The sequence below is a fragment of the Paenibacillus polymyxa M1 genome (assembly GCF_000237325.1).
Classification (GTDB): Bacteria; Bacillota; Bacilli; order Paenibacillales; family Paenibacillaceae; genus Paenibacillus; species Paenibacillus polymyxa_C.
The window spans coordinates 20,923-36,015 of record NC_017542.1 but is presented as its reverse complement, the minus strand read 5'-3'; the positions used below and the strand labels follow the sequence as shown (position 1 = coordinate 36,015).

Genomic DNA, 15,093 nt, shown 5'->3' with positions numbered 1-15,093 from the left:
CTATAATATGAAAAAAATATCTAAAATCAGGTCAAAAGTCGTACTGCGTAAACATCTTTGCAAAAGCCTCTTAGTCCGTTATAGATCCGTGGCACTTTGGCTTCCTTCGATACCAGTCCGAACACTGTAGGTCCGCTACCTGACATCAGCACCCCATCAGCTCCTAAACGGATCATGGAGTTTTTAAGATGCTCCACTTCTGGATACAGCTTTAATGTCACATCCTCCAGTACATTCCCCAGGGTATTGCATACATCGGTAAAAGAAGCATTACGAATCGCCTGCTCCATCTGCCGGGCAGACGGGTGGTGCGTAATCTGATCCGCTTTGACACGACCATACACTTCAGCTGTCGATACATTAATCGGCGGCTTGGCGAGGATCACCCAGCATTGTGGCGGATTCGGCAGTGGTTTAAGCAGTTCTCCACGTCCGCTCGCTAAAGCTGTGCCCCCTGTAATACAGAAAGGTACGTCTGAACCCAATTCAGCACCCAGTACCCTTAATTCCGCATCCGAGATACCAAGTTTCCACAGCTTGTTCAGCCCACGCAATGCTGCGGCAGCATCGCTGCTTCCGCCTGCTAATCCTGCAGCCACCGGGATATGCTTATCCAGATGGATATGGACGCCTGTAGACACGTTATAACGTTCTTTGATCAGACGCGCAGCCTGAAAAGCCAAGTTCTTTTCATCTAACGGTATGTACCCGGCTTGGCTTGAAATAATAATGGTATCACGCGGTAACTCGGACATCGTCAATCGGTCGGATAGATCGACCATAGTCATAATCATTTCGACCTCGTGATAACCATCGTCCCGCTTACGTAGAACATCAAGCATTAAATTAATTTTCGCCGGTGCTTTTTCATATATTTTCAAGGCGTTCACCCACCTTCAACTTTTCCCTCAAGACAGCTTAACATATTATATCAGACTCAGCCTGTCAAGTCATGAGGTTCAAAAAAGCGGAGATGCCCCGGTATGACCCCGGATATCCCCGCTTTTTATCAGCACCACCGATGGCTACGATTTGCGAGAAGCCGCCTGCTCTGCAAGCTGAATGGCCCGCTTGACCATATTGCCTGCATCCTTGGCTTTAATGCCTCCCCAGCCTTCTTCCTTAACCGTGTCGTAAAACCCAAGATCTTTGGCCAGTTCATACTTCAGCTCTTCCGACATAACACTCCGTCTTCTTCGGCTCATGCATACGCCTCCTTCGGCAATGGAATAAGGAAGATCATTCCCGCCTTAGTATGTGCAGAGATATCATGCTTCATCCTGCTCTGTAAATACAAAACGACCCCGCCATTAAAAATGACGAGGTCGCCGTTAAACCTGCAAAGCTGGTATAAATCACGTAAAAAAGAATTAAGGTGTTTCGAAATATTCGACTACACTTGTGTGGGAGTCGGGATCATATACACTGACCTCCACCGACTCGGTAAGAATGTCAGCATAGCTGTAGGAGACACGTTTAAACGTCTGTTGCTCCTGATCCAGCTTGACAATAAAAACAGAAGGGTACGTTTCTTCCAAGACACCAGTTCGTTCGACGGTCTTACGGCGTCCGCCGTTAGCCCGCAGCAAAATTTTTTGCCCTACATGTGCGTCGAGACTGCGTTTGATTTCCAACAGCGTATTTTTAGCCATTGCCTAACGACCACCTCTTTCCTTGTCCATTATAACGAATTTTAGAGGGATTGTCAAATCAAGCTAAATATTATAACAACACGAAAAATAAGTTGTCAATTTAATTTTTTGCGAACAGGAATAATATGCATAAAAAATGACAAAAAACCTCTAAAAAGAGGCTTTTGTTCAGATATACCCAGGCACATTTGAATCTCAGATCGCTGAAGGCGTTACTTTAAGCGTTGACAAATTTTCAAGCTTCGGCAAACCGATGCGGTAGCTTCCCCTTGTTTCAATTCCACCCACTCCGCGGCTGCCACTGATGGTCTGATGAAATAAGTCTCCCATATTGACTGTATCACGGATTGAAGTAAATGCGGCCTTGGCAGCCACGTAAACGGGGTCCAGAGCGTGAATCAGGATACGCCCTGGGGAGCTGGCAAAATTGGCTCCCGCACGTAGCAGCGCCTCAAAATGGGACTGGCATGCCCCCGCTACAATTGTCAGTGAATCCAGATGACGCTCATATTGTCTGGCTACCTGAATCGCTGCCACAAAATTTTGCGAATTCTTGTAGCTTTTCAAGCTGTACAAATCGTAAGGTTGCGGCTGCTTCAGCACACCATCATGTCCGGTGATGACTACAATATCAGGACGAATGCGGGGAAGCAGTCGATATAACGTATCCGCCATTGCCGATTCGTGAACGTGATGTCCCTCAGCGGGAACACGGAGCTGTTCATATAAACTGAGACATTTTCTTAAATAGCCAGGATCTCCATCCAGATGAAGAACCTTTCCTGGCATTTCAAAATACGTCGACTCTACCGGATCACTCCACTCTCCAATCAGAGCCGCCTGGCTACGGGCAGCTTGCTGCTGGCGTGCCCGTTGCAAAAGATTAAGAGACTCCCCGGCCTTAATGTGGGCCTGTTGAGTCTTACCGCTAATCTGGTCTGCAGGCACTCTGACCAGATCGTTCACCGGGGAATCGGCCAGTAGCCGAAATTCCGTCCCCTTAATGATCGCTTTATCCCGCTGGATGTCTTCAACGCGAAACGTGACATCACCGCCGTACGATTTCCGAACGACCAAGTCTCCTAAACTCATCACACTGTATCACCCCTCCTATATCGTATGGGTGAATGCACAGTTTGGTTCCAACTTAGGATATACCAGCCTCCAATAGCACGGCGCTCAGACGCGCAAATTCCTCGATACTCAGCGTTTCCCCTCGACGGGAGGGCTCAATATCAGCTTGTTGCAACAGCGGCTCCAGCGTGTCCCTGTTCTCTTTGGTGAAGAAGCGGCTTTTTAGGTTATTTGAAATGGTTTTACGACGTTGGGCAAAAGCGGCATGAACCACTTCAAAAAAGTGCTTCTCGTCCACCACTTCCACCGGAGGGACTTCTCGTACACGCAGCCGAATAACTGCCGAATCAACATTCGGCTGAGGAATAAATACTGTATTCGGCACCGTACAGACTAACTCAGGCTCGCTGTAATATTGCACGGCTATGCTTAAGCTGCCGTAATCCTTCGTACCAGGAGACGCAGCCATGCGCTCAGCCACCTCCTTTTGAATCATAACGACGATATTCTCCAAAGGAAGCTTGTCCTCCAGTAGACGCATCAGAATCGGTGTAGTGACGTAATACGGCAGATTAGCGACGACACTCACTTTGCTCACGTCTGCAAAGTCAGCTGCAAACACTTCACGCAAATCCAGCTTTAACACGTCTCCATGGCGAACCTTTACATGCTCGTAAGGGGCCAGCACTTCTTCAAGAATGGGCAACAGCCGCTGGTCAATCTCAACAGCGGTAACTGCCTTAGCGGATTGCGCCAACTTCTCGGTCAAAGCTCCAATGCCCGGACCGATCTCAAGTGCGCCCTTTGTATCATCCAATCCGGCAGCATTTACGATCTTGCTCAGAATATTTTGATCAATCAGAAAGTTTTGTCCCAGACTCTTTTTGAACGAAAAACCGTGCCTTTGAATAATTTCCTTCGTACGCCGCGGTGTTGCTATATCTTGAATCCCTGTCATACGGATATCACAATCCTTCACTTTCGATTTGTGCCAGCGCACTGGCAAATTCCTCACGACTGATCTGAAATACAGAGAGCCGCTTATGTAGCTGCTTTCCGTTACAATAGCCAATACCCAGTACATTCCCCAAGGCCATACGGCGTGCAGCAGCATTGGGGTGAGTAATAAGTCCAGCGTCAATCAGGTCCGCCATTTCAATCAGCGGTTCGGCGCCTTCCACTGTCGTATGTACCCGCGCGAGAGCGTGTCTGATGGCTTCCGGGGAGGCATTCTCCACGCCAATATCCCCTTTGCGTGTCGCCTCTGCCTCAGGTATAAAAGCCTGCTTGCAGCCGGGGACCTTGGAGGCGATAATTTTACGGATACGCTCCCCTGCATGATCGGGATCAGTTAAAATAATGACCCCCCGCCGTTCCTGCGCCAATGCAATTTTCCGCAGCGTCATTTTATTAATGGCTGAACCGCCAGTTTCTATCGTATCTGCTTCGACAGCACGGCGAATGGCTACCGTATCATCCCGGCCTTCCACCACGATCACTTCCTTGATCATCTTCGTTTCCCTCCACTGCTACACAGCAACATATATTATCTTTCCCTGCTTTTGAAAACAAAATAAGAAGAGGATATCCTCTTCTTAGCATGGCATAACTATGTTGTTAATACTATCGCATTGTCCTCAACATACACAACCTGTTTTAGTTGATTTCCGGCTTTACAGGTCCGATAACATATACGGTTTTACCGTGCTTACGACCAAATTGGTTAGCCCGGCTTAAACTCTCATAATACACATCGATTTTGTGGCCTTTAATCGCGCCACCGGTATCCTCCGCACGGCGGAAGCCTACCCCTTCAATATACACCCACCAGCCGATGGGAATTACATTCGGATCGACAGCGATGGTGCGTCCTTCCGTGACACGCGTGCCGGAGGCGGTACGTGTACCAATACCTGGCTCCTGGGCAGAGTACGCCGTCATGGAGACATTTTGTAAAACTTTTTTATAATTAAAATTAATACCTGCTTTACGGACAGCACTGCCCGAACTAACCTTTGTAGCCTTAACCGCATCTTTAGGGCCGATGGAAGCAGCTAGAACGACCGGTTTTTTCTTCGTCCCTACCGCAATTACCTTATCCACACGATTTTGTGCGACTTCCTTGTTGACCAGCTGTTTGGACACCAATTTTCCATCATGGTATACCTTTTGAACATGCTGGACTACCACACCCGATTTGCCACTTTGAATGACTCGATTATCGCCTTTATAGAGACTTGGATCTGCCGTTTTGATGACCTGATAAGGCACTTGTTTTTTCTGTTCGACCTGCTGTTTCTTTACACGGACGATTTTTATGTCCATGTTAGCTGAAACAGAGGCATCCAACGCAGGGTAAACTTTATCCGTTGATGATAATTTATAGCCCGAAGTGCGAATGGCACCCTCTACTGTATTTTCTGTTGTGTACAGCTTTTTCGTCTCATTGCCTGAGGATACTTTAACCTGATTGGCACGTTTAATGACTACGCGATCCCCATCCTGTACTGCCCCGTTTAGCGGCATGGAAATTGTATCATGCGGCTGAAGTGAAATAGAATGCTCATTGAGCAAATCTTGGAGCTTGGATTCCCGGGTTTCTACCGCAGATGCCTTACCATCGATGACAAAAAAGACTTGTTTTTTAGATTGCGTGTACATCAGAATTGAAATCATAATCGTTAGTGCGATTAGAAAAATAGCAACCAAAGCAGCCTGGCGCACATTCTCTTGCTTCCAACGTAATACGTAAGACATGCTGGATGAGCGTGACTCATGGGTCTCCTCTTTTCGGAAAATGCCCATTTCCTCCGTCCTCCTTACATAGCCCGCCGTCTGGAGTAAGACATAGTTGATCGTTGACGTGACTATAACAGATTTTCTACAAGACAAGCCCGTACTGCGACTGTCCTGCACCATGTACCCGTCTTCGCGGCATGCTGTCCTCCCCTGTTTAACCACAGTATGATGACAGATTTTCTTTTATTCACAACAAAAAAAGCCAAAGAAAGAGACTAGAGAGCTCTTTCGTGGCTTCCGACATGTGTGAATATGCGGGAAAACTCATGCACGAGATGGCTTCTCTCTTGTTACGCTTACGGGGTTAGCTGTCGGGTTCGGACGTAGAGAGTCGCCCTAGCTTAGGTCAACCGCTCATGGCGGTCGCCTTCACATTCACCCCGAAGACCCAGAAAGAAATCGAAATACGGCTTCTCTACCTGTTCAATCCCATCCGGGAAATGAATTTCGGTCGAGCCGGATACTGAGAGATATTATCTCTTGCACATACACCGGACGTACTGTAAGCCATATCGGTTCCCCCGTTCCCTGTAAAAGGGACTCAGCGAGACTGGTTCATGAAATGATTTGTTGATGTTTACACTCAACAACAATTCACTGAAAAGATGATATCCTGTTTCCATGCATGTTGTAAAGCAGGTTTCAAGTACATTTTTCAAAATATTCGGTTAAAAAATTGTAATATTCTTGAGTTTCCTGCAACAAAATCATAATTAGCTCCGTCTATCTCTTTATTTTGATTGATTTCTTCGCTTTTTCACTGAATGTCAAATCGTTCCAAGGCATTTTGGGTCGTAATGGATACCAATTCCTCCACTGTAATTCCCTTAATTTGGGCGGCTGCTTCTGCCACCAATCTCACATGTGCCGACTCATTTCGCTTCCCGCGAAACGGATGAGGCGTCAAGTAAGGCGCGTCCGTTTCAATAAGCAGACGGTTCAGCGGTACCTGGGCCAGCACCTCTTTTGGCTGCTTGGCATTTTTGAACGTTATGGGCCCGCCGAAGGAAAGGTGGAAACCCATATCCAGCACCATTTTAGCTGTCTCCCAACTCCCAGAAAAGGAGTGCATGACTCCGCCAATCTCGCCCGCCTTTTCCTCACGTAAAATCCTCACAATATCTTCATGTGCATCCCGGTTATGGATAACAATTGGCATCTTGAGCTCACGTGCCAGGCCAATTTGATTTCGAAGTACCCGCTGCTGCACATCCTTTGGTGATGTATCCCAATAATAATCCAGACCGATCTCTCCGATCGCTACAACCTTTTTATGACTGCATAACGATGCAATCCATTCTAAATCACCCTCCTGCATTGTAATGGCATCCTGCGGATGCCATCCAACGGCTGCATAAATAAAATCATACGTCTCAGCCAGCTTCATGGTGGATGGAATGGTCTCACGATTAAATCCGATATTGATCATCCGTGTTACTCCTGATTCGACAGCACGTGCTATAACTTCTTCACGGTCTTCGTCAAATTGTGGCGCATCTAGGTGAGTATGAGTGTCGAATAAATCCAAGGTTTTCATCTCCTTTTCTTACTTACATTTCTATATATTTGTCTATTGTTTGACAAAATAATTCCCTATTTCGGCAGGAAGCCTTTCTTTTACCCCGTTCAATTTATTCTGGGGAAAATACATGTGATATTTTCCTCGGTGAATGCCACTTATTGAGCGTACAATTTCTGAAACTTCGGATATTTCCCGCACCTCGCCCTGACGTCCAAGCAGTAAAATCTGGTTGTCCGTTGAACCGCCCTGCCGAAACACATCATAAGGAAGATCTGTCGGAAAATCAATTTCAAGATCATATTCAGGATGCAAGCCAGCCTTTTCCAAAGCCTCTCGAATATGGTCAACGGTATCTGTATCCATATTTTCAATCTCTACATATTTATACAATCTACGATCCATAAAACGGCTGCTCAAATCACTTAAAATTTCGTCCTTTTCTCGTTTCCATTGGCTAAATACCGTCTGAATCAAAGACTCATCCAGCATCAAATACTGCTCCACTGTTAGCTCTCCTTTTAATAGATCTGGCAGCGGATCTAGCAGAAAACCAAACTCATATCCGTATTTGAACAATTCCTTAGCTCTCTTGAAAATTTTACGTAACAGGATTTCTGAGCTGCGTGTTACAGGATGGAAATAAATTTGCCAGTACATCTGGTAGCGTGACATTAGATAATCCTCTACTGCATGCATACCCGACTCTTTTACGACAATTCTCCCATTGTGAGGGCGCAGCAAACGTAAAATACGATCCAAATCAATTGTTCCGTAGTTAACACCTGTTGAATGAGCATCCCGCAACAAATAATCCATACGGTCAGCATCCAGCGGGCTTGTTACCAAGTTGACAACAATCGGCTTATCATACGTTTTGGCTATAACCGCCGCGACCTTGTGGGGCAACATCTCATCAACTTGCCGTAGCACAGCGTTGATCTTCGTGTCCCCCAGTACAATGCGGCATGTCCAATCCTCATGGTTCATATGAAAGGCTTCTTCAATGGAATGAGAAAATGGACCGTGCCCCACATCGTGCAACAAAGCGGCACACAGAGCAATCAGTCTTTCTTCCTTGGGCCAGTCGGGAAAATCTCCACGTTCAAATTGAGAAATAATACGTCTCGTAATCTCATATACGCCCAGTGAATGTGAAAACCGGCTGTGCTCCGCTCCATGAAACGTAAGATAAGATGTGCCTAACTGCCGAATGCGTCGTAACCGTTGGAACTCCGGCGTATTGATCAATCGCCATATCACAGTATCCTGAACATGGATGTAATTATGTACCGGGTCCTTAAAAACTTTTTCTTCACTGAGTGGCTGGTGCAAGATATCAGCTCCTTTAATATTCGGAATAATGGATTAAAATACAATAAAATCCTAAACATCTTCCCTTATTCGACACCGTTTGTCGTATTTTGTCGAATTATCACTTTTCGACATTTCCAAATCTACAATAAGACAAATCATCCGTAAAATAAGGTAAGGTACATGGATAAAGCTCTTTGTTCTAAATACTTTTGCATAATTAGGCTGTTACTACTTTTTTTAGGTTGACTGTTTTGGGAATCGTTGGTATAGTAAATATCAGAAAAGAGAAAATTTTGTCGAATCATGACACTTATATTATTTTAAACGGCGAGAGGAGCCTGATTTATTATGATGAAATCCACTGGTATTGTAAGAAAAGTTGACGAGCTCGGACGTGTTGTTATTCCAATCGAATTGCGCCGTACCCTGGGAATCGGAGAGAAAGACGCTTTGGAAATTTACGTTGATGGCGAGCGCATCATGCTTAAAAAATACGAGCCTGCTTGTATCTTCTGCGGCAATGCTGAGAACGTAATTTACTTCAAAGGGAAAATTGTTTGCCAAGATTGCATTTCTGAAATCCCAACACCTGTGACAAACTGAGAATTTTAGTATATAATAGACTTATCAGAGATTGTTAATTCTAACCTTTTTCATATATACTCCTTGTTGCCTTCCACGGTTTGAACCCAACCGTTGGAAGGCCCTTTTTTGTTTAGACACATATTCATAAGAGTGCGTTGTACACGTCCCTCTTGGAAATTGAACGGTCTGTGGCTGTACGTTTCATGGCATCCTTGCGAGTAAGCCCCTCTGACTCGTAATGCGCGACATGAGACTCCAAAGATAAGTCCTGCCACCATGCCTGCCGCTCCTGTTCTTCTTCCTCTTCGTTTTTCCCCTCAACGATTAGACAGTATTCACCAAGCGGCGGATTTTCCTCTAATTTTGCAAGACACTGCTCCACCGTTCCACGCACCCATTCCTCATGCAGCTTGGTCAGCTCACGGGCAAGCACCACTTTGCGTGATCCTAATGTTTCCTTTAATACTGTCAATGTCCTTACAATACGGTGAGGCGATTCATAAAAAAGAATCGTGCCGTGGGATACCTGAAATGATAACAATAACTTCTCTAGATCCTTTTTTTCCCTTGGTGGGAAACCAGCGAAGGTAAACCTCTCTGTATCCAGTCCTGAGGCAATTAAAGCCGATAGTGCCGCATTTGCCCCTGGGATAGGAATAACACTGATTTCTGCCTCAAGTGCCAGCTTGACCAGATCCGAACCAGGATCAGAAATGGCCGGTAGACCTGCATCGCTAACCAGTGCCAAATTTTTTCCTTCTATTATATAACGTATCAGTTCAGGCCCACTGGCAGCCTTATTATGTTCATGATAACTGAAGAGCATATCCGGCGTGATGTCGAAATGTGTGAGCAGTTTGCGTGTCTGTCGCGTATCCTCGGCAGCGATAATATTACATGACTTTAGGGTGTTAATTGCCCTAAAGGTCATATCATCCAGATTGCCAATCGGTGTGGCAACGAGATATAACTTTCCCCGTTCCTCTTCACGGTTACTAAAGCTTTTTTGTACAGCTGCTGTCACACTGAATCCTCCTTACTTACTTCTCCATAGATTTCTCTTATTTCCTGAGTATAGTTCCCATCTTCCTGATATACAATGAGTGGGGGTAATAGGCGAACCTCCGGTTTGCCGTCACGCATCGCTTCAACAAGTACCATATTCGCTTCCATATGAATCCGTGGGTGAACAAAACGTATCCGCTTGGGTTCCAGGCTATAACTGCGCATCAAGGATATAATCTCAGCCAGCCGCTGTGGGCGGTGAACCATCGATACTTTCCCTCCATTACGGACAAGCCGGGTACATGCCTGAATAACTTCTTCCAGTGTGCAGTTCACTTCATGACGCGCAATAGCCTGGTGAGGATTCAGCTTGATATCGCTACCATTTAGCGGCATATAGGGAGGATTCACAGTAATTGCATCATACGCGCCATGTCCCGTGATTTGAACCAGTTCACGCAAGTCTCCTTCCCGAATCTCAATCGCATCTTCTAATCCATTCAAACTCACGCTCCGTCTAGCCATATCTGCCAGGCGTGGTTGAATCTCAATTCCTTCAATAGATGCTTTGGTGCGTGTCGTCAACAGTATGGGAACAACCCCATTGCCCGTACACAAATCGAGAATCTTCCCACGCTGAAGCGGAATACCTGCAAACCGTGCCAGCAAGACCGCATCCATCGAAAAGCTGAACACTTCATCACTTTGGATAATACGCAGATTATGTGAAAGCAGATCATCAATTCGTTCAGACTTCTTTTCATTTTCGTACATAATGCTCTCCCATCCTATAACCTAAATCGCTTTTTACTCATACTTCCTTACAAAAAAGCCGTAGGCATCTTGCTCCTACGGCTTGTTTTTATTTATTCAAAAATGACAGACAGAAGAGGCAATCGCCTTCTGTTCGCAAATGTCCGTAATACACGTTGCATATATGAAATCCTTCATGATACAGCCTTGCCAGATTGTCGTAGCCTTCGCCCACGACCTCACCCGTTTCCTCTTCATCCTTAACGACGATCGGAGGAGGAAGTTTCGGCTTGCTTGCCGTCTTTTCTTCTCCAGAGGTTTCACGTTTGAGCATCTTGCGCACCTGTTCGTTTTCAATCGTTAGTCGTTGATTTTCCTCCAGCAGCTCTTTTACTGCCAGTTTCAATTCACCCAGATCGCTATGCAACTGTCCCATTTGGGTTTCCATTTCGTGAATACGCGCAAAAACATTTAATTTATCCAAGTTTCCACCCCGAAGCAACCTAATGGTTTACTTGACGACTACATCGTCCATTGGAAGTTCCTTGACCTTACTGATCTCAAACAGTTGAACATGTACCGTACGATGGCCTGCATTGACACCTACCACTTTTCCTTCTCCCAGAGAAGTGATAACCATCTTACCTACCTGAGGTAGCTCTTCTCGCATGCTCTCGTAGTTATCATGTTCAAATTTGAGACAGCACATCAATCTTCCGCACAACCCGGAAATTTTCGTCGGATTCAGCGACAAGCTCTGATCCTTCGCCATCTTAATAGATACCGGGTCAAAATCCCCCAGCCATGAGGAACAACACAGAATACGTCCGCAAGGTCCGATTCCACCAAGCATTTTAGCCTCATCCCGTACTCCGATCTGCCGCAGCTCAATTCGTGTACGAAAAATGCTGGCCAAATCCTTTACAAGCTCTCGAAAATCAACTCGACCCTCAGCCGTAAAATAAAAAATGATCTTATTGCGGTCAAATGTAAATTCCACATCTACCAGCTTCATTTTAAGGTTATGGTCTTTAATTTTATTTAAACACGTACCGAATGCATCCTTGGCCGCCAATTTATTCTCTTCTACAACAAGAGCGTCATCATCTCCGGCAATACGAATGACTTTTTTTAAGGGTAGGACAACATCCGAATCATTTACTTCTTTTTTGCCCACCACAACCTTGCCATATTCAATCCCGCGTGCGGTCTCTACTATGACGCAGTTTTCTTTCTCCACTGGAAGGTCCAGCGGATCAAAATAATAAGTCTTGCCCGCCTTCTTGAAACGGACACCCACTACACTATACAAAAATTAACCCCCTTGTATGCCACTAAACCTCATTTGTAGCCGACATTGTACGAATGGCCGCAATTGAAGTCTCACTGTCGCACAAACCGGGAACCTGGCGTCGCGGATTGTGCAGAGTGGAACAAGCGCGCCTTCCTGTTAGCCGGTGATAGAACCGCTTGTATCGGACAACCCAATCAGAAGCTGCTCCACGCATAATTGTCCGTTGACGTGAAAACGGAGCTTCTTCCTGCAATTCGCGGCCAAATCCATATAAGAGACCCATTGTTCCGTGCTGCGGGTGATTGCCAATTTGGAGACGGACTCCAAATGATCTATGAAAACAATGCTTTCGTGCCTTCCGTAACGGAAATGAAGCATATCTTTGAACCACAAATGAAACAGATGAAACAGAATATCCAGGTGATCAGAAAGTCCAGTTTTAAAAATCTTCTGTTGAGCCAGAATAATTGACGAACTCCCCCGGCTCATGGACTCCTTCACTAATTGTAACACTACGTTTCTAATTTCTGCAAACCAATTCTGCTGGAGAATTTCTCTACATGATTCCAGTCCGGAAGCCATATGAACCACTGACCGGACAAGTCCTGCCGTATAGCCTTCCCCAATTAACGCCTGCATCATCATTTCCGGCTGTAAAGCGTGGAAAGGTACCTGCTGTGTCCGCGATTGAATCGTAGGCAGCAACGCCTGTCCATTTTCAGAAATGAGTATACCGACCACAGGAATCTGAGGCTCCTCCAAAAATTTAAGCAGGCTGTTAGCAGCTTGCACTGTCATGGTATCCGCCTGCCGAATGATATATACCTTAGGGTTGGAGCTTTCAGATTTGTATGAAAATATTCGTTGAAGCCCACGAATCTGATCAATTTTAATCGTTGCCCCATCAGGCTCTACAATGTGCAAGTCCGGGTGATTCCCGTGCTCTACCTTGCGGCATGACAAGCACTCCCCACATGCATCATCCGTCTGTTTCTCACAGAATAAAGCCTTGGCAAAGGTCTGTGCCATGTTCATCTGTCCGCTTCCCTGCGGTCCGCTAAAAACATAAGCATGGCTGACTGTGTGATTCCGCAATGCACTCTGCAGCATTTTTTTGGCTACATCCTGCCCCAATATATGTTGGAAAGACATATTTCCTCACTTTCTCCACTGAAAACAACGATGAACCATCAGCTAATCGTTGTTTCCCCGGGCGAGTTTGTTGCTGTTCCGATGATCTCACCCTCAAATCATGGTTCTTCAGTATAAGATGTACTGCTGTATGCATACTATGTTCGCCCACATGTACATAGTCAAAAATAATCTGCCAGCATGATCAGCAAGCAGATTATTTCATCGTGGCAACAGCCCGTTTGTATTCATTTATAACATAAGACTGCATTTTAAAATGAAAGATTAATCAATAAACCTCTAATCTCACCGACTCCTTGCAAAAGCTCTATCTTCCCTTGCTCGGTATCAAGCAGCTCATCTGCCATTTTGAGCAATAGCTCATCCACTTCATCAATCAGCTTATAACGCTTGCTGCGTCCCCGACGATCCCATCCCTTTGTGTCCTTCATAGACACGCCTCGCCGAACTGTATCTTCCAAAAACCGTTTGACCAGCATCTTATAGGCCTTCAACTCACGAATCGTCATTGAGCGAGCAAGACGATCTCCCTGCATTTGAATTTCCTTAAAGCGCCGGTTCAATTCCTCCTTCGAAGCCTGCTCCCCATTTTGCTGCATAACATCGGAGAAGCTTTTCGGTTGAATTGGCTTAGCACTCGTTTCATTTGTAGACAATGTACTGTGTAAAGGGCGGTAGCCCGGATTTATTTTCATATAAACCTGCTTTCTCCCCGGATGCTTCCCTTTTCCCTCAACGAACAGTTCAATAGAGAACTCGGGAGTCTCTTCGGCTTTCCGGGGGCTGCGCTGTAGCGCTGCCGTTTTAGTGGATCTGCTCCTCATTCCCATCATGAGCGAGAAACAGGCATTTCCACTATCATATCGGCAAAATAGGTTCTATTGTGTAGATTCAGAAATGCTCGAAACGGTCTACAGGCATCACGAAAACTGTCGCTCCACCCACCTGCACTTCAACAGGCAACGGCAGATAAGAGTCCGTCGTCCCACTCATAGGGGTAACGGGTGTGACCAGCTGTTCACGTACCTTGCAACTGCTGCGAATGACATTCATCAACGAGTCTACCTGATTGTCATCAACACCAATCATAAATGTCGTATTGCCTGCACGCAGAAATCCTCCTGTACTGGCCAATTTGGTAGCACGGAAGTTAGCCTTCACCAGTCCGCTGGATAATCTATTACTGTCCTTATCCTGTACAATCGCAATAATCAGCTTCATCCTGTATTCCTCCTTCAAGTCATACTAGGGACACCTTGTCCCTAGCTCAATTTTACCGTATATCCTTCGACAATTATACGCTAAAATTCTGAATAAACCGCTTTTTCAGCAAATCCTTCAATACTTGCTCTACCTGCTCTGGTGCGGGAGATGCGTCCACAATCGTAATTCGTTCCGGAAATTTGCGAGCCAGCTCCAGATAAGCCTCTCGTACCTTATGATGAAACGATATGCTCTCCATATCGAGGCGATCCATTTCCTCTCCCCGTGACGCATTAATTCTTGCCAACCCCAATTCGGGCTCAATATCCAGATAGAACGTGGCATCTGGCTCCCAATCATCTACCGCAAAGCGATTAATCGAAGCTACCTCTTCAATTCCGATTCCTCTTGCAAACCCTTGATAGACCAGGCTACTGTCCACAAAACGGTCACACAATACGATAGCTCCTTGTTCAATAGCCGGCTTTACCTTCTCCACCAAATGTTGGCGCCGCGCCGCCGCATATAAAAGTGCCTCTGTTCGGGCATCCATACTGGTATGAGCAGGATCCAGAATGATAGAACGAATCTTTTCAGAAATTTCGATGCCGCCCGGTTCCCTCGTCGTGACGACTGGATGGCCTTCTTCCTCCATATACTTTGCCAGTCGTTGGATCATGGTTGTTTTACCGGAGCCGTCTCCCCCCTCCAGCGTAATAAAAATGCCTTTGCGATTCATG

General features: G+C 45.9%; 18 protein-coding genes and 1 riboswitch. Of the genes, 1 reads left to right on the top strand and 17 read right to left on the bottom strand.

The genetic code is table 11. The annotated features are described in order from the left end of the window. Positions 1-26: 26 nt before the first annotated feature. The 9 genes from ispE to PPM_RS00130 form a co-directional block, all read right to left on the bottom strand. The gene (gene ispE, locus PPM_RS00170; protein WP_013368672.1) at positions 27-881 is read right to left on the bottom strand and encodes a 4-(cytidine 5'-diphospho)-2-C-methyl-D-erythritol kinase; all 855 of its coding nucleotides are present in this window, start codon (positions 879-881) and stop codon (positions 27-29) included. A 144-nt stretch (positions 882-1,025) separates the two neighbouring features. Then, positions 1,026-1,205, bottom strand: a complete 180-nt coding sequence (locus tag PPM_RS00165) for a small, acid-soluble spore protein, alpha/beta type (protein ID WP_007428013.1) — start codon at positions 1,203-1,205, stop codon at positions 1,026-1,028. Positions 1,206-1,370: 165 nt separating this feature from the next. Beyond that, a complete protein-coding gene (gene veg, locus PPM_RS00160) occupies positions 1,371-1,652 on the bottom strand; it encodes a biofilm formation stimulator Veg (RefSeq protein WP_013308120.1) in 282 nt (93 codons plus the stop codon). Between the two features lie 195 nt (positions 1,653-1,847). After that, the gene (gene yabG / locus PPM_RS00155) at positions 1,848-2,744 is read right to left on the bottom strand and encodes a sporulation peptidase YabG (RefSeq protein WP_014599339.1); all 897 of its coding nucleotides are present in this window, start codon (positions 2,742-2,744) and stop codon (positions 1,848-1,850) included. Positions 2,745-2,799: 55 nt separating this feature from the next. Next, positions 2,800-3,684, bottom strand: coding sequence for a 16S rRNA (adenine(1518)-N(6)/adenine(1519)-N(6))-dimethyltransferase RsmA (rsmA, locus tag PPM_RS00150; RefSeq protein ID WP_013368670.1), 885 nt, complete (start codon positions 3,682-3,684; stop codon positions 2,800-2,802). Between the two features lie 7 nt (positions 3,685-3,691). Further along, positions 3,692-4,237: a ribonuclease M5 gene (gene rnmV / locus PPM_RS00145; protein ID WP_013368669.1), complete on the bottom strand. Its 546-nt coding sequence runs from the start codon at positions 4,235-4,237 to the stop codon at positions 3,692-3,694. A gap of 145 nt (positions 4,238-4,382) precedes the next feature. After that, positions 4,383-5,531 carry a 3D domain-containing protein gene (locus PPM_RS00140; protein ID WP_013368668.1) on the bottom strand — a complete coding sequence of 383 codons (1,149 nt, stop codon included), beginning with the start codon at positions 5,529-5,531 and terminating at the stop codon, positions 4,383-4,385. Between the two features lie 271 nt (positions 5,532-5,802). Beyond that, positions 5,803-6,082: riboswitch (cyclic di-AMP (ydaO/yuaA leader) on the bottom strand. Between the two features lie 200 nt (positions 6,083-6,282). Next, entirely contained in the window at positions 6,283-7,053 is a 771-nt protein-coding gene (locus PPM_RS00135; protein ID WP_013368667.1) for a TatD family hydrolase, read from the bottom strand. Positions 7,054-7,095: 42 nt separating this feature from the next. Beyond that, positions 7,096-8,379: an HD domain-containing protein gene (locus tag PPM_RS00130; protein WP_013368666.1), complete on the bottom strand. Its 1,284-nt coding sequence runs from the start codon at positions 8,377-8,379 to the stop codon at positions 7,096-7,098. A gap of 330 nt (positions 8,380-8,709) precedes the next feature. On the opposite strand from PPM_RS00130, the gene PPM_RS00125 reads away from it, so the two are divergent. Then, positions 8,710-8,964: an AbrB/MazE/SpoVT family DNA-binding domain-containing protein gene (locus PPM_RS00125; RefSeq protein ID WP_007428005.1), complete on the top strand. Its 255-nt coding sequence runs from the start codon at positions 8,710-8,712 to the stop codon at positions 8,962-8,964. Positions 8,965-9,088: 124 nt separating this feature from the next. On the opposite strand, the gene rsmI is transcribed toward PPM_RS00125, so the two are convergent. From rsmI to tmk, 8 genes are all read right to left on the bottom strand, one after another. Next, positions 9,089-9,970: a 16S rRNA (cytidine(1402)-2'-O)-methyltransferase gene (gene rsmI, locus PPM_RS00120; protein WP_013368665.1), complete on the bottom strand. Its 882-nt coding sequence runs from the start codon at positions 9,968-9,970 to the stop codon at positions 9,089-9,091. Further along, positions 9,967-10,725: a tRNA1(Val) (adenine(37)-N6)-methyltransferase gene (locus PPM_RS00115; RefSeq protein WP_013368664.1), complete on the bottom strand. Its 759-nt coding sequence runs from the start codon at positions 10,723-10,725 to the stop codon at positions 9,967-9,969. The genes rsmI and PPM_RS00115 overlap by 4 nt, the downstream gene beginning before the upstream one ends. A gap of 88 nt (positions 10,726-10,813) precedes the next feature. Continuing rightward, a complete protein-coding gene (yabA, locus tag PPM_RS00110) occupies positions 10,814-11,188 on the bottom strand; it encodes a DNA replication initiation control protein YabA (RefSeq protein ID WP_013368663.1) in 375 nt (124 codons plus the stop codon). 27 nt (positions 11,189-11,215) lie between these two features. Beyond that, positions 11,216-12,016, bottom strand: coding sequence for a PSP1 domain-containing protein (locus tag PPM_RS00105; RefSeq protein ID WP_013368662.1), 801 nt, complete (start codon positions 12,014-12,016; stop codon positions 11,216-11,218). Positions 12,017-12,154: 138 nt separating this feature from the next. Then, positions 12,155-13,150, bottom strand: a complete 996-nt coding sequence (gene holB, locus PPM_RS00100) for a DNA polymerase III subunit delta' (protein WP_013368661.1) — start codon at positions 13,148-13,150, stop codon at positions 12,155-12,157. Between the two features lie 251 nt (positions 13,151-13,401). Then, on the bottom strand, positions 13,402-13,845 hold the full coding sequence (locus PPM_RS00095) for a YaaR family protein (protein ID WP_013368659.1): 444 nt from the start codon (positions 13,843-13,845) through the stop codon (positions 13,402-13,404). A gap of 196 nt (positions 13,846-14,041) precedes the next feature. Continuing rightward, positions 14,042-14,371, bottom strand: a complete 330-nt coding sequence (locus PPM_RS00090; protein WP_007427998.1) for a cyclic-di-AMP receptor — start codon at positions 14,369-14,371, stop codon at positions 14,042-14,044. Between the two features lie 73 nt (positions 14,372-14,444). Continuing rightward, positions 14,445-15,092, bottom strand: a complete 648-nt coding sequence (gene tmk / locus PPM_RS00085) for a dTMP kinase (protein WP_013368658.1) — start codon at positions 15,090-15,092, stop codon at positions 14,445-14,447. Position 15,093: the final 1 nt, after the last annotated feature.

Excerpts from the sequence above, each read along its gene's own strand:
- PPM_RS00115 (WP_013368664.1), bottom strand. The coding sequence starts at position 10,725 with ATGTACGAAAATGAAAAGAAGTCTGAACGAATTGATGATCTGCTTTCA.
- rsmA (WP_013368670.1), bottom strand. The coding sequence starts at position 3,684 with ATGACAGGGATTCAAGATATAGCAACACCGCGGCGTACGAAGGAAATT.
- tmk (WP_013368658.1), bottom strand. The coding sequence starts at position 15,092 with ATGAATCGCAAAGGCATTTTTATTACGCTGGAGGGGGGAGACGGCTCC.
- rnmV (WP_013368669.1), bottom strand. The coding sequence starts at position 4,237 with ATGATCAAGGAAGTGATCGTGGTGGAAGGCCGGGATGATACGGTAGCC.
- PPM_RS00140 (WP_013368668.1), bottom strand. The coding sequence starts at position 5,531 with ATGGGCATTTTCCGAAAAGAGGAGACCCATGAGTCACGCTCATCCAGC.
- holB (WP_013368661.1), bottom strand. The coding sequence starts at position 13,150 with ATGTCTTTCCAACATATATTGGGGCAGGATGTAGCCAAAAAAATGCTG.
- PPM_RS00095 (WP_013368659.1), bottom strand. The coding sequence starts at position 13,845 with ATGAAAATAAATCCGGGCTACCGCCCTTTACACAGTACATTGTCTACA.
- veg (WP_013308120.1), bottom strand. The coding sequence starts at position 1,652 with ATGGCTAAAAATACGCTGTTGGAAATCAAACGCAGTCTCGACGCACAT.
- yabG (WP_014599339.1), bottom strand. The coding sequence starts at position 2,744 with ATGAGTTTAGGAGACTTGGTCGTTCGGAAATCGTACGGCGGTGATGTC.
- PPM_RS00165 (WP_007428013.1), bottom strand. The coding sequence starts at position 1,205 with ATGAGCCGAAGAAGACGGAGTGTTATGTCGGAAGAGCTGAAGTATGAA.
- PPM_RS00125 (WP_007428005.1), top strand. The coding sequence starts at position 8,710 with ATGATGAAATCCACTGGTATTGTAAGAAAAGTTGACGAGCTCGGACGT.
- PPM_RS00090 (WP_007427998.1), bottom strand. The coding sequence starts at position 14,371 with ATGAAGCTGATTATTGCGATTGTACAGGATAAGGACAGTAATAGATTA.